Annotated in this window: 13 protein-coding genes and 1 pseudogene; 11 read left to right on the top strand and 3 right to left on the bottom strand. The window is 28.8% G+C overall.

From position 1 onward, the window contains the following. Window positions 1–374: 374 nt before the first annotated feature. The 7 genes from PTZ02_RS16835 to PTZ02_RS16805 all read left to right on the top strand — a co-directional run bounded on the left by PTZ02_RS16835 (window position 375) and on the right by PTZ02_RS16805 (window position 8,805). Window positions 375–1,778 (top strand): PTS mannitol transporter subunit IICB, encoded by a 1,404-nt coding sequence (locus PTZ02_RS16835; protein ID WP_274228945.1) that lies wholly within the window; start codon window positions 375–377, stop codon window positions 1,776–1,778. Between the two features lie 38 nt (window positions 1,779–1,816). Next, on the top strand, window positions 1,817–3,871 hold the full coding sequence (locus tag PTZ02_RS16830) for a BglG family transcription antiterminator (RefSeq protein ID WP_274228944.1): 2,055 nt from the start codon (window positions 1,817–1,819) through the stop codon (window positions 3,869–3,871). After that, complete coding sequence (locus PTZ02_RS16825) at window positions 3,872–4,315, top strand: PTS sugar transporter subunit IIA (protein ID WP_202769293.1); 444 nt, start codon at window positions 3,872–3,874, stop codon at window positions 4,313–4,315. It begins immediately after the preceding gene. A 1-nt stretch (window position 4,316) separates the two neighbouring features. Next, a complete protein-coding gene (locus tag PTZ02_RS16820; RefSeq protein ID WP_274228943.1) occupies window positions 4,317–5,477 on the top strand; it encodes a mannitol-1-phosphate 5-dehydrogenase in 1,161 nt (386 codons plus the stop codon). 603 nt (window positions 5,478–6,080) lie between these two features. Then, window positions 6,081–7,907, top strand: coding sequence for a glutamine--fructose-6-phosphate transaminase (isomerizing) (gene glmS / locus PTZ02_RS16815; protein ID WP_274228942.1), 1,827 nt, complete (start codon window positions 6,081–6,083; stop codon window positions 7,905–7,907). A 224-nt stretch (window positions 7,908–8,131) separates the two neighbouring features. Then, on the top strand, window positions 8,132–8,287 hold the full coding sequence (locus tag PTZ02_RS16810; protein ID WP_274228941.1) for a hypothetical protein: 156 nt from the start codon (window positions 8,132–8,134) through the stop codon (window positions 8,285–8,287). A 203-nt stretch (window positions 8,288–8,490) separates the two neighbouring features. Beyond that, a complete protein-coding gene (locus tag PTZ02_RS16805) occupies window positions 8,491–8,805 on the top strand; it encodes a hypothetical protein (protein ID WP_274228940.1) in 315 nt (104 codons plus the stop codon). On the opposite strand, the gene PTZ02_RS16800 is transcribed toward PTZ02_RS16805, so the two are convergent. Then, a complete protein-coding gene (locus PTZ02_RS16800; RefSeq protein WP_274228939.1) occupies window positions 8,767–9,069 on the bottom strand; it encodes a hypothetical protein in 303 nt (100 codons plus the stop codon). The genes PTZ02_RS16805 and PTZ02_RS16800 overlap by 39 nt on opposite strands. A gap of 167 nt (window positions 9,070–9,236) precedes the next feature. After that, window positions 9,237–9,635: a hypothetical protein gene (locus PTZ02_RS16795; RefSeq protein WP_274228938.1), complete on the bottom strand. Its 399-nt coding sequence runs from the start codon at window positions 9,633–9,635 to the stop codon at window positions 9,237–9,239. Window positions 9,636–9,767: 132 nt separating this feature from the next. Between PTZ02_RS16795 and PTZ02_RS16790 the strand changes: the two genes are divergently transcribed. From PTZ02_RS16790 to PTZ02_RS16775, 4 genes and pseudogenes are all read left to right on the top strand, one after another. Further along, window positions 9,768–10,850 carry an ABC transporter permease gene (locus PTZ02_RS16790; RefSeq protein WP_274228937.1) on the top strand — a complete coding sequence of 361 codons (1,083 nt, stop codon included), beginning with the start codon at window positions 9,768–9,770 and terminating at the stop codon, window positions 10,848–10,850. Window positions 10,851–10,852: 2 nt separating this feature from the next. Beyond that, window positions 10,853–12,160 carry an ABC transporter permease gene (locus PTZ02_RS16785; protein ID WP_274228936.1) on the top strand — a complete coding sequence of 436 codons (1,308 nt, stop codon included), beginning with the start codon at window positions 10,853–10,855 and terminating at the stop codon, window positions 12,158–12,160. Between the two features lie 66 nt (window positions 12,161–12,226). Continuing rightward, entirely contained in the window at window positions 12,227–12,883 is a 657-nt protein-coding gene (locus tag PTZ02_RS16780) for an ABC transporter ATP-binding protein (RefSeq protein WP_274228935.1), read from the top strand. 531 nt (window positions 12,884–13,414) lie between these two features. Further along, window positions 13,415–13,597, top strand: a pseudogene (locus PTZ02_RS16775) (HU family DNA-binding protein); the annotation flags it as partial. An 83-nt stretch (window positions 13,598–13,680) separates the two neighbouring features. Here PTZ02_RS16775 and PTZ02_RS16770 read toward each other — a convergent pair. Beyond that, a complete protein-coding gene (locus PTZ02_RS16770) occupies window positions 13,681–13,917 on the bottom strand; it encodes a hypothetical protein (protein ID WP_274228934.1) in 237 nt (78 codons plus the stop codon). Window positions 13,918–14,054: the final 137 nt, after the last annotated feature.

Genomic DNA, 14,054 nt, shown 5'->3' with positions numbered 1-14,054 from the left:
CTAGGCTTTTTTAATAAATTATTACTTAATTATAAAAGACCTTTTAAAGGTCTTTTATTTTATGTAAAGCAATATGCAATATAAAATACATATTATATTTTCATCAAATTTGAACATAATAAAAGCAAATAATGCATAGTTTTTGTACTAAAATTCAAAAAGCAACCCTTTTTTAAACTTTTCATTTTGGAAAAAAAGTACATTTGTAGACCTTCAAATGTTGATTTTTGCTAGGATTTATATTAATTTTAAAATTGTCACTGAAAACGTATCACAGAATTGAAATTGTTTAAATTGAAAGTGAAAACGATATAATTTAATATAATAAGTGTAATAAATAATTATTATTTAAAAAATTTATAGGAGGTCTCATAATGGAAAATCTTAATACTTCAAACAATTCTACATTTAAAGGCAAAGTTCAAAGATTTGGTAGTTTTTTAAGTAGCATGGTGTTACCAAACATTGGAGCATTCATCGCTTGGGGTCTTATCACTGCATTATTTATACCAACTGGTTGGACACCAAATGCATATTGGGCTAAATTAGTTGGACCAATGATCACTTACTTACTACCATTGCTTATAGGTTATCAAGGTGGTAAACTAGTATATGATACTAGAGGAGGAGTAGTAGGTGCTATCGCAACTATGGGTATCGTAGTTGGAGCTTCTATTCCAATGTTCATGGGTGCCATGATAATGGGACCACTTGGTGGATGGTTAATCAAGAAGTTTGACAAACTAGTAGATGGAAAAATCCCAACAGGATTTGAAATGTTAGTTAATAACTTCTCAGCAGGTATACTAGGTGGCGGACTTTCATTATTTGCATTTACTTATATAGAACCAATCGTTGCAGGAATCTCAACTGGCTTAGGTAATGCTGCTCAAGCAATAACTGATAAAGGATTACTTCCTTTAATAGCAATAGTTGTTGAACCAGCTAAAATCTTATTCTTAAACAATGCAATTAATCACGGAGTATTATCTCCTTTAGGAATTCAACAAGCACATGATGTTGGTAAGTCAATATTCTTCTTATTAGAACCAAACCCAGGTCCAGGACTTGGAATACTTTTAGCTTATATGCTATATAGTAAAGGAATGGCTAAACAATCAGCACCAGGAGCAATCATCATTCACTTCTTAGGTGGAATACATGAAATTTATTTCCCATATGTATTAATGAAACCAGCTTTATTATTAGCTGTAATCGGTGGTGGAATAACTGCAGATTTAACATTCGTAATAACTCATGCAGGACTTGTATCAGCACCTTCACCAGGAAGTATAATATCACTTATAGCAATGTCTCCTAAGGGTGGACTATTACCAGTTCTTGCAGGGGTTCTTGTTGGTACTGTAGTATCATTCTTAATAGCAGCAGTTATAATTAAGAGAGATCCAGAAGGCGGAGAAGATTTAGAACAAGCACAAAGCAAAGTTAAAGAAATGAAAGCTGAAAGTAAAGGACAAAGCGTTCCTTCAGTTTCAAAAGCTGGAATTAAATTAATCGTATTTGCTTGTGATGCAGGAATGGGATCTTCAGCTATGGGAGAATCAATACTTAAGAAAGCATTAAAAGATGCTGGAATAAGTGGTATTGATGTTAAACACACTCCAGTTGATGCTATACCAGCAGATGCTGATGTAGTATTCACACAAGAAAACTTAGCTGAAAGAGCTAGAAAATCAGCTAAAACTGATAAGATCATAACTGTTAAGAATTTCTTAGATCGTACAAAATATGACGAATTTGTAAATCAATTAAAGTAATAATTAGAAAAAATAAATTATAGGCTAGGTGAGTATAAATGAATAATTTCACCCCTAGACAGCAATTTATATTGAATAAAGTTTTAAATGAAGGCCCCTTTAATATAAAGGGCCTTCATAAACAATTAAATATAAGCACTAGAACTATATTAAGAGAAATTTCTTCAATAAACAAAAGTTTGAAAAAATATAGCGTAAATATATTTAATGATGAGGATATGAATTTATCTTTGTCAGGAAACAAGGATAAGATTGAGGAGATAAAAGTTTCTCTAAATCAAGTTCCTATGCAGTGGTTATTTAATAAAGAACAAAGGCAAATTATAATTGCTTGTGAATTGCTTGTAACTAAGGAACCAATTAAGGCTTCGTATTTTAGTCATAAATTTAATGTAGTTATGGGCAGCATTAGTCTTGACCTAGATAGTATCGAGAATATGGTACTTACTAAAAATTTATGTTTAATTAGAAAAAGAAGTCATGGTATTAGTATTGAAGGGTCAGAATGGAATAAAAGAATTGCTTTGGTAGAACTTCTATTTGAGCTTAAGCCATATGAAGATTTATTACCAATACTATACGATGAAAAAGTAGACCAAACAGTAAAAGCATTTTTTGAGATTATTTTTGGAACAAAAATAATAAATTTAGTTAGAGAAACATTTCAAGAATCAAAATTCAGTTATATTAAGGTTAATGATGTAAAATATTTTAGCCTTTTTATTCAAATTCTTTTATCAATTAAGAAAACTGAAAATGGCGATAATATAGAATTGCCAGAAAAGATAAAAAAAGAAATACAATCTTTAGACGTATATGAAAAATTAAAAAATATAAATGAAACTTTAATTGAAAATAATATTAACTTACCTGAGGATGAGTTAGTTTATTTATCATTGTATTTAAGTGAATATAATTATTTCCTAAATAGTAATGGAAATTTCACTCAATCAGATATTAATTATGAGGATTTAGCTTTAGAATTAGTGACAGAGGTATCAAAAAAAATACAAGTAGATTTAATGAATGATATCCAACTAATAAGAGATCTGTCACAACATTTAAAACAAACGTTTTATATGTTAAATTTGGGACTAGTTGTTATAAATCCACTTATAAGTGAAATAAAGGAACATTATACAGATTTATTTAAGGTTATCAATAATAAATGTAAGTTGATATTTTCTAGATATAATTTGAAAATACCTTTAGAAGAAGTTGGCTATATAACAATGCATATAGATGTAGCGTTGCAGAGGCAGCAGGCATTTTTAAGGAAAATAAAAACTATGGTAGTATGCCCTGGAGGTATTGCAACTGCAAGAATCTTATGTAATAAAATACAAGCGCTTTTCCCTGATATAGGAAATTTGGCTATTACATCTATAAACGATGTTAGTAGAAGACTTGAAGAGGAAAGCTTTGACTTAATTTTATCTACCGTTCCAATTAATTTAAGCATAAAGAATAAAGTAATTGTGGTATCACCTTTTATGACAAAAGAAAACATAGAGAAGGTTAATAGTTTTATTTTTGATTTCAAGCTTGATAATCAAGTTAAACTTGTACAGTTACCAAGTTCTTTAGATGATGATGAGGTTACAAATTCTGAATATGAATTGGCCAATACAATTCTTAAGAATTTTCAATTGAAAAAAACAAAAGTTGATTCTTTTGCAGATTTGATAAATTTTATTGTAGAAGATATATATGAGATTGATTTAACTCATGATAAAAATGCAATTATAAATGGCATACTTAAAAGAGAAGAAAAAGGTAATGTAGTTGTTCCAGGAAGCGGGATAGCTTTAATTCATACAAGATGTGATGAAATGGTTACTCCTTTTGTAGGGGTATACAGAGTTGAGGATCCAATTCGTATGTCTAGTATAGGCTTTTCAACAGAAGAAGTAGGAACTTTTTTAGTCTTACTTGCAAGACAAAATGAAAGTAATTACATTTTACAACTTTTAGGAAAAATTAGTGTTTCATTAATAGAGCAAAAAGAATTTGTTGAAACATTAAAGATAGGTAGTATAACTGATATTAGAAATAATTTAATTAATATTGTAAATAAAGAGGAGGACAATTGAATGAATAAGGGTGTTTTAGTTGAAGAAAATATTATGCTTAATCTCTCTTCAGAATCTAAATTTGAGGCTATAGAAAGAGCAGGAAGGTTACTAGTTTCAAGAGGATATGTTAATGAAAATTATATCGAAGGCATGAAAGCTAGAGAAAATGAAGTTACAACATACATGGGAAATGGAGTAGCAATTCCTCATGGAATGAATGAATACAAGAAACAAATATTAGATTCAGGTATAGTTATATTACAATATCCTGACGGAGTTGATTTTGGTGAAGGAAACATCGCATATATAGTTATAGGTATAGCAGGAAAAGGAGACGATCATATGGCTTTCCTTTCTCAAATCGCATTAACTGTACAATATGAAGAAAATGTTCAAAAGTTAATTGATGCAAAAACTGAAGCCGAAATAATGAGAATCATAGAAGAAGAAGGTGAAATGTAATATGAAAGCTGTTCATTTTGGAGCTGGAAATATTGGAAGAGGTTTTATTGGTTATTTATTATCAAAATCAGGCTACGAAGTAACTTTTGTAGATATATCAGATTTTTTAGTAAATGCAATTAATGAATATAAAAAATACACAGTAATAACATTAAGCACTTCTGAAAATAAAGAAAAAATAGAAGGTGTAAAAGCTGTACATTTACATGATATGGCTGGTCTAGAAGAGGTAGTTAAAGAAGCAGATTTAATAACTACTTCTATAGGTGCGAACAATTTAAAGAGCACTGGTGGATTATTAAAGACACTTTTAGAAAAAAGATTTGAAACTAATAAAAAAGAATTAGATATTATTGCATGTGAAAATGCATTAATGGCTACAGATATTCTAAAAGGTGGAATATTAGAAGGTGCTAGTGACGAGCTTAAAGCAAACCTAGACAAATATGTTGGATTCCCTAACAGTGCAGTTGATAGAATTGTACCTAATGTAGATATTGAAAAAGAACTTCCAATAGATGTTGCTGTTGAAGATTTCTATGAATGGGATATAGAAAAGAATAAAGTAAAAGTAAATGGCAATGTTAATGGTGCTGAATATGTAGATAATCTAGGACCATACCTTGAAAGAAAATTATTCCTTTTAAATGGAGCACATGCTACCACTGCATATTTAGGAGACCTAAAGGGATATAAATACATCCATGAAGCAATTCAAGATGAAGCAATTAAGAAAGTTATTGTTGGGTTCCATGCTGAAGCTGTAAAAGCTTTAAGTGAAAAACACAAAATAGATATTGAAGCTTTAACTGCTTATTCTAAAAAATTAATAGGTAGATTTGAAAACACATATCTAAAAGATGAAGTTTTCCGTGTAGGACGTGACCCAATAAGAAAGTTATCTGGAAATGATAGATTAATAACTCCATTAAGACTTTGCTATGAGCTTAATATCGAAAGAGAAAACATATTAACTGGTATAGCTGCAGGTTTATTATTTGATTATGCTGAAGATGAAAAATCTCAAGAAGTACAATCTAATATTAAAGCTAATGGAATTAAAAAAGCAGTTGCAGATATAACAAGCTTAGATATAGATAGCCCATTAGTAGATGCTATAGTAAGTAAATATGAAGAAGTAAAAGCTTCATTTACAAAATAGAGTTTATAACTAGGGTTAAGAATCCATAATAGGATTTTTAACCCTATTATTATTTAAAAGTTAATAAAGTAACAAATAGTTTGACATGAAATATTATATAGTATAATATATTGAATTGTGGAGGCTTGGACAAAAACCATAATTATAGAAAAATAAGAAAAAGAAGGAGGGACATAGGTAAATAATTAAATATTAAAGCGCTAGAGGTTAAATACATGAGATCGGTGTTTAAGTATTTAACTTGACGAGGTTGGGGATTATCGAAAATTCAGCGGGTGCCCCACGGTATAAGTACTACCGTTAAAAGCTGGCAAACCTAAGAAGTAATTCTTAGAACAAATTCAGCTAGGTACTAGGAAGTTTTAAACATGGAGTTTAAAGCTTCCCAGAGTTTTGCCATTTTAAAAGTACAAGCTTTTGAAAAAATAAAATTCTGAGAAGAGCCGCACAAAAAACTTAATATGGTAACTTGCTGAAAAAATAAAATTTTCGGAGAGGTTTTTAGGTTTTATGTAGTGGTTCATCTACTAAAAAGCCTTCCACCTATAGAATATTTCATATAATTATGGTTAAAAATAGTTAGTATGAAAGGAAGAATTATTTATGTGTGGAATAGTAGGATATTTAGGACCAAAGAAAGCAACTCCGATTTTAATTGAGGGGTTAGGTAAACTTGAGTACAGAGGTTATGATTCATCAGGAATAGCTGTTTTAGAGAATGATGATATCAAGGTAGAAAAATGCAGAGGTAGACTATCTAACCTTAAGGAAAGAGTTGCAAGTAGTGACTTTACAAGCAGTATAGGAATAGGTCATACAAGATGGGCAACTCATGGAGAACCTTCAGATGTAAACTCACATCCTCATTGCAATGAAGATGGAAGCATAGCAGTAGTTCACAATGGAATAATTGAGAACTATATAGTTTTAAGAGAGATGCTAATGGCTAAAGGATATAAATTTGTATCAGAGACAGATACAGAAGTTATACCTCATTTAGTAGATTACTATTTTGAAGGAAATCTTGAAGATGCTGTTATGAAAGCAACAAAGAAAATGGAAGGTAGTTATGCATTAGGCGTAATATCAGAAAAAGATCCAGGTAAAATTGTTGCTGTAAGAAAAGACAGTCCACTTGTTATAGGTGTTGGAGAAAATGAAAGCTTCATAGCTTCAGATATTCCTGCTGTATTAGGTCAAACAAGAGACGTTTATTTATTAGAAGATAAAGAATTTGTTGTTATGACTAAGGATGGAATAACAATTTATGATGAAAATAAAAACAAGGTTGATAAACAAATTTTCCATGTAACATGGGATATAGATGCTGCTGAAAAAGGCGGATATGAGCACTTCATGTTAAAGGAAATATATGAACAACCAAAAGCTATAAAAGATACTTTAACTTCAAGAATAGTTAAAGGTGAAAAGATTAAAATTGATGGTATTCACTTAACTAAAGAGCAAATCGAAGGATTTGACAAGGTTTATATAATTGCATGTGGTACAGCATATCACTCAGGTGTTGTTGGAAAATATGTAATCGAAAGATTAGCGAAGATACCAGTAGAAATAGATTATGCATCTGAATTCAGATACAGAAATCCACTTATAACTGATAAAACATTAATGATCTGTATAAGCCAATCAGGAGAAACAGCTGATACTTTAGCAGCATTAAGATTAGCTAAGGATAAGGGAGCTAGAATAATAGCTATAACTAATGTTGTAGGTAGCTCAATTTCAAGAGAAGCTGATGATGTATTCTACACATGGGCTGGTCCAGAAATCGCAGTTGCATCAACAAAAGCATATATAACTATGTTAATAGCATTATATATAATAGCTTTATATATGGCAGAAGTTAAGAATACTATAAGAGAAACTGAAATTAACAAAATAAAAGACGGATTACTAGATCTTTCAGAAGGTGTTGCTGAAATATTAAGCGATATCGAAAAGATAAAAACATTCGTTGATAAAGTATATAAAGAAAAAGATGTTTACTATTTAGGAAGAGGTCTAGACTATGCAGTAGCATTAGAAGGATCATTAAAACTAAAAGAAATATCATATATCCACTCAGAAGCTTATCCAGGTGGAGAGTTAAAGCACGGAACTATAGCCTTAATTGAAGAAGGAATCACAGTTATAGCTCTTGCAACTCAAGAAGATATATTTGATAAGATGGTAAGTAATATAAGAGAAGTTAAAACTAGAGGAGCAAATGTATTAGGAATAGCAATGGAAGGACATCCAGACATTGAGAAAACTGTAGATGAAACAGTTTATATCCCAAGAGTTATGCCAATACTTGCACCAGTATACTCAGTAGTTCCACTTCAAATATTAGCTTACTATACTGCAGTAAGAAAAGGCTGCGATGTTGATAAGCCAAGAAACTTAGCAAAATCAGTAACAGTTGAATAATAATAGCTAAACACAAGAACACTATTGTGTCGACTAAATAAAGTTGGTATGTATGTAATTAAGTTAGTAAGTTTTAATAAAGATGGTAACTTCAGTCTAGTTTAATAATTGCATAAATGTACAGTTATATACAATAAGGTTTGTTTAAACTGAATTTGTGTATTCTCATATTATTTAAATTAAATAATTCATTTAATAATAGAAGATTCATATGAGGTGAGTTTATGAATAGTGAATTAGTAAAATTATTAGCTGAGTACAAAGAAGAAAAAAGATGCTTAGAAATGGGTATCGAATGGCTAAGAGATAAAGATTATGCTAAAGGAAAACTTGAAAAAGTTAATGTGATAATAGCTGATCTTGAAAGGTTAGTAAATTAGATTAATGATAAAATGAAAACACACATTCTCAAGAGATTGAGGATGTGTGTTTTTTTACTTTGCATCGATGTTAGGTGCAAAGTAACGATAAATGCATTTCTACAATAAATAACTTATTTAATGCAATCTTTGATAATATGAGTAATTATATATTTATCGGGGAGAATAAGCATATTAAAATTTCTGATAAGGATGTGTACTATATGAGTCAAGGATTAATTTCTTTATTTATAACAATTATAGTTATTATCTTAGCTATGACTACGAAGAGAATAATAGCATCTCTCATAATAGGAATTCTATCTGGTGGAATACTATTAGGTGGAGGTAATATAATTAATGGATGTATTATAGCTATAGAACATTTAGTTAAATCAGCGTCAAGTGAAGAAAGTGTGTATATAGTAATGTTTTTATATTTGTTTGGTGCATTCGGTGAAATAATGAAATTATCAGGTGGAATAAAAGGGTTTACAGAGTTAGCGAACAAATATGTTAAAACTGAAAAAGTGCATTAGGAAGTATTTGGCTTGTATAGTATTAAGTTGAGTATTTTTGTCAAATAGTTTTTTTCTTACTTCTTTTAATTTATCTTGCTCTTGATTTTCTTTTGACTGAATAGTATTTTTATCATTTTGAAGATCTTCGATTTTTTCATTATTTGACTTAATTTCATCTTGAACTTCGGACTGAGTTTTAGAAGAAACTTTTATACTACTCATTGAAAGATTAGAAAGTATTACTAATCCTGCTAGTAAGATAGATAATCTTTTTTTATTCATAATCTTGCTTTCAAAGAACATTTAACTGCAAATAATTTCTATTTAAATGTAATTTTAGATTTTGAACTAAAAAAAGTATGCCTCCTTTGTGGGAGACATATTTTTTTTTATGTCTGCCATAAAGGAAACATACTTTTTGTACTACTTATCAATACCTTGAAATTGATTTAGTACCTAGCATTATAGAAAAATTCTGAGTTAAAAGGCATCTTTCTCTCATGTTGAGCAAAAGTACCACTTGGTAAATGAGCTTCAGAACGGGCTCTACCACTAGAATTGCCACCATAACTTTGAGCTTCAGCCCAGTATCTACCGTAGTCGTCAGTCCAAGTACCTTCACTAGGTAAAGCGTATGCCTTGACAGTAGTTACTCCTGAATCTAGATAAGAATCAGACCATGCATATGCGCTAGAACCAGATACCATTACGCAGTCTTCATACCTATTACTAGTCGAGTTGAAATAAACAGTTGTTTTAGAAGGTGGAGTTGCATAAGCTAGTGCACTTGGAACAAGTAGAACACTCAATGCAGATGCCGCTATAAATTTTTTTAATCCTTTTTTCATTGATTATCCCCCTTATATATTATATTTACAACCAAATTATTACATAAATATAATATAAAGTCAATATTATTTAAGAATTGCAAATTTGTAAAAAATATGTATAATTATTACTAGGGTTATAGGAGGATAATTATGAGAATACTAAAATCAATTTTTAAAAGAAAACTAACTACCACTTTTTTTATTATTGCATATACTCTAGCTATATTATCATTCTCAATAGGTAATTCAGTAATAGAAGAACAAAAATTAAAAGCAAAATATTTTAACTCTGATAATAACAAGATTTTATCATTTAGTGATTGTAATAATTATGATCTTTTGAAATTGGAACAATTACTTAAAGATGATGATATTTCACTAGAAGTATCGAAGGGGGTAAAATTGAATAAAAGTGAAAATTTTACTTTGTCTACTACTTTCATAAATAAAGGATTAAAACCGTTTGTAAATATGAAATCAGGAAGTTTTTTTTCAAAAGTAGATTTTGAATCTAATTCAAATAAAGCAATATTTTCTTCGACCATTGATGTATCAGATAATAAATACTCATTTAAGACATTTAACACTAAGGGAGATTCAAAAGAATTTGTATTAATTGAAAGTGGTATAACAAATGAAAGAGAACAAAAAATAGTAGTTCCTAAAAAAGTCTTTTTAGAATGTGTTGAAAATATTAATCTAAGTGACAATGACTTAGTGATTAAAATTAACGGTGAACAGACGGCGATCACCAAGGCACTAAATAAGGTTGAAGCAAGCATTAAGGAATATAGTAGCAATGCTAAGCTTACTGTTTCACCATATGTTGTTAATGACAATAGCGAAGAATACCAGTATCTTTTTAAGGTATCATTGGTGATTATAGTAATAATATTATTGAATTCCATTAATATATCATCGCTTTGGCTAGAGACTAGAAAAAGAGAAATTGTTATAAGGAAAGTTTTGGGTGCAACTAACAAAAATATATTTAACATTCTTTTTTCAGAGTTAACAATAATATCGCTTATGTCAATGATTCTCGCTTTATTAGTACAAACTATTCTTTATAAGGTGAATAATGGTAGCATATTTAATGTTAGTATAGCGCTATATAAGAGCAATTTTATTTATGCATTACTTCTTTCTATAGTTACAGCGTATATATCTGCATTGCCAGTATATATGTATTTATTAAAGATTCAACCATCACAAGCACTAGCGGAGGAATAAATATGATAAATGTGTTCAAATCAATTAGGAGAAAAAAATTGATATTTATCCTGATAATTTTGCAATTATCTTTTGGATTATATATGGTCACTTCAGCATCTTCTATAGTAATTGATAAGAAAGTAAAAGAAAATAACTTTGCAAATTTATTTAACTATAAAAATACTTTTGTTATTAAGCAGGCAGCTAATAAAAATGGGCAAGAAAGTAAAGAGTACTTCAAACATTATAGAGAGCTTAGTAACTTAGAGACAACTTTTGATAATTTAAAAGATAATGGGACTATAAGGAATGCAAAGGTGTTTTTTACCTTTCCATTGAAGATTGATGGATTAGATCAAAAAGCTAATGAAAAGTATTGGAAATTAAATTTACAAGGTCAATACAAACAATTTTATCAGTATACAAGTAAGATTCTTGTAAATAATGATTTTATAAATAGTTATAGTATAAAGATGAAAGAGGGAAGAGGATTAAAAGCAAGTGATTTTAATGTAGATTATACACATGAAGAAATTCCTATATTAATTGGTTTAGATTATAAAGATAAGGTTCATATAGGAGATACTTTTCATAATTCTGCATATATCTATGATGCTTCAAGTTTCAATGGTGGAATTAAGCAAGTTAATGTAACGTTTAAGGTTGTAGGCATAATGGACAAACACTCAATACCATCTTTATTAGCAAAAAGCAATTTTATTGAGAATGTTGTATACTCTGATTCTTTGGTTGTAATTCCAACGGTTAAAGGGGTAGATGATTTTAGTACTGGATTAAGCATAAATGATTTGGGAATATTTGTTGAAATGTATGACAATTCAAAAGTTTCGTTAGTTGAAGATACAATTAATAATAATCTTAAAAATACTGGGTTATATGTATCATCATATTCATTGAAAAAAGATTACGAGGGAATTAAATCAAATCTGCAAAGCGATTTGAAAAATTCTTTGTTTTTAGGAATTACAGTAACATTAATCTCTGTTATTGGTATTATAAGCATAATTATAGGTGAGTTGCATAGAAGAAAAAAAGAATTTGGAATAAGAATTTGCCTAGGAGCAACAGTATCTAATTTATGTAAAGAAGTATTTATGGAGATAGGATTAATTAGTATTTCATCTATGATTTTATCTTATGTATTTTTATATATAAAAACTGATATAAAAACAATAATTAGTACATTTAATATAATTCAATTACTAGTTAATATATTAATCATATGTATACTTACGATAATAATATCTATTGAACCGATATTAATTATAAGAAAAATGGAGCCAGTTGAATTATTAAAGAGCAAGTAGATTTAAAGTAATTTATTTTCTGCAGATTTATATTAATTATAAATAATAGGAGGTTTTAAGATAAATATGAGTTTAATTAGATTAATAGATGTAAATAAAAAATATGATTTTACCAAAGCTTTAGATAATATAAATTTAACTATAGAAAAAGGTGAGCTAGTTGCTATTATGGGGCCTTCTGGTTCAGGAAAATCAACATTGTTAAATATATTAGGGTGCATAGATGTACCTACTTCGGGAAAGTATCAATTAGATGATGAAGTTGTAAGTACGTTTTCGTCTAAGAAGCTTGCGAATATAAGAAATAAAAAAATAGGATACATTTTTCAAAATTTTAACCTTCTTAATGATTATAATTTAGTTGAAAATGTTTCAATTCCTCTTATTTATTCTCAAAAAAAAGACAAGCATATAAAAAATAGTGCCATAGATTTTTTAAAGAAAGTAGGATTAGGGAAGCATATTACTAAAACACCGAATGAACTATCAGGAGGGCAAAAGCAAAGAGTTGCTATTGCAAGAGCTTTAGTTAATAATCCGGAAATTATACTAGCTGATGAACCAACAGGATCATTAGATCAAAAAACAGGATTATTAATAATGGATATGTTAAAGGATATTAATTCGCAAGGATACACTGTAATAATTGTAACTCATGATGTTAATATAGCAAATCAATGTGATAGAAAAATCATTATTAATGATGGAAAAATATTAGAATAGAAGGATTTTATTAGTTATTATTTTTGAGCTTGTTTAGGAGACGCGTAATTTGAATCCTAAGCAAGCTCTCTTTTTTGCAGTCATCAAATATAGATATACTTTTAAAATTAATAATATTAGAAATAAAGTGAAGGTTAAGTAGAAGAATATATAATATAAAGAGGCAAACAAATGCGATATAATAAGTGAAGGATTGGGTATTAAGACAATAAAAAATAGACAGACTTAAGGTTAATAGATGAAATTATAGTTTTTATACTAAACAAGAAAATGAAGTAAAGCATTCTGTTAGTGATTATCTAGAAAAGTTACCTAATATAAAATTAGTGTTAAAAAATAACAGGATAATTTAATATAAGATATATGTATTACAAATAAAAACCAACAAATAAACTAAATTTATTGTATAAGTTTTTTGTTTTAATCCAGCTGAATTAATTTTAAAATACATTTTATTGTAATATGTAGAGGCAAATCATAGCGTTTATCTTCGTTAATAGGAATAAATTTAAATATACCTAATTGTATATGATAGAAGAATCACTAGCTAATGGGGATAAAGTTCAATTAGTTGGATTCTGAACATTCGAAACAAGAGAAAGAGCTGCTAGAGAAGGAAGAAATCCTAGAACCAAGGAAGCTATCAAAATTCCTGCAACAATGGCTCCTGTTTTTAAAGCAGGAAAAGAATTCAAAGAAAAAGTTAGCAAATAATCAAAAAGAACACATAGTCTATTTGTACTATGTGTTCTCTTATTTTGAAAAAAGATACATTTTATTCACACCTTATTTTAAAATTATTCTTCCCTAAGATTTTTGTAATAATTCAATTCTTTTCTCTTTTCATTTTTCTTAAATTTCAAATCACTTTCTTGTTTATAGAGCCTATTCAATTCGGAGTCACGGTTTGCAACTTTAATCCTTCCATAGAAAATGGCTTCTTGCTCATCTGCTAACTCGTTAATTTGAGATTCAAGGTCGTTATATTCAGATTGCAATTGATTTACTTTAGAAATAATTTCCTCTTGGTTCATTATAGTGACCTCCTTTCTATAAAAAATATTTGTGCACAATATAATTATAGAGGATAAATATGGATAAGTCTATTTTTAGGTGTATAAATTGAAAATATATTTATATATTACAAATAAAAACCAACAAATAAACCAAA

It is taken from the genome of Clostridium sp. 'White wine YQ', assembly GCF_028728205.1.
Taxonomy (GTDB): Bacteria; Bacillota; Clostridia; order Clostridiales; family Clostridiaceae; genus Clostridium_T.
The sequence above is the reverse complement of the archived record's forward strand: the minus strand, read 5'-3'. Positions and strand labels throughout refer to the sequence as shown.

Coding starts and splice junctions, on each gene's coding strand:
- PTZ02_RS16810 (WP_274228941.1), top strand. CDS start 8,132: ATGAATAGTGAATTAGTAAAATTATTAGCTGAGTACAAAGAAGAAAAA.
- PTZ02_RS16790 (WP_274228937.1), top strand. CDS start 9,768: ATGAGAATACTAAAATCAATTTTTAAAAGAAAACTAACTACCACTTTT.
- glmS (WP_274228942.1), top strand. CDS start 6,081: ATGTGTGGAATAGTAGGATATTTAGGACCAAAGAAAGCAACTCCGATT.
- PTZ02_RS16825 (WP_202769293.1), top strand. CDS start 3,872: ATGAATAAGGGTGTTTTAGTTGAAGAAAATATTATGCTTAATCTCTCT.
- PTZ02_RS16770 (WP_274228934.1), bottom strand. CDS start 13,917: ATGAACCAAGAGGAAATTATTTCTAAAGTAAATCAATTGCAATCTGAA.
- PTZ02_RS16800 (WP_274228939.1), bottom strand. CDS start 9,069: ATGAATAAAAAAAGATTATCTATCTTACTAGCAGGATTAGTAATACTT.
- PTZ02_RS16780 (WP_274228935.1), top strand. CDS start 12,227: ATGAGTTTAATTAGATTAATAGATGTAAATAAAAAATATGATTTTACC.
- PTZ02_RS16785 (WP_274228936.1), top strand. CDS start 10,853: ATGATAAATGTGTTCAAATCAATTAGGAGAAAAAAATTGATATTTATC.
- PTZ02_RS16805 (WP_274228940.1), top strand. CDS start 8,491: ATGAGTCAAGGATTAATTTCTTTATTTATAACAATTATAGTTATTATC.
- PTZ02_RS16820 (WP_274228943.1), top strand. CDS start 4,317: ATGAAAGCTGTTCATTTTGGAGCTGGAAATATTGGAAGAGGTTTTATT.
- PTZ02_RS16835 (WP_274228945.1), top strand. CDS start 375: ATGGAAAATCTTAATACTTCAAACAATTCTACATTTAAAGGCAAAGTT.
- PTZ02_RS16830 (WP_274228944.1), top strand. CDS start 1,817: ATGAATAATTTCACCCCTAGACAGCAATTTATATTGAATAAAGTTTTA.
- PTZ02_RS16795 (WP_274228938.1), bottom strand. CDS start 9,635: ATGAAAAAAGGATTAAAAAAATTTATAGCGGCATCTGCATTGAGTGTT.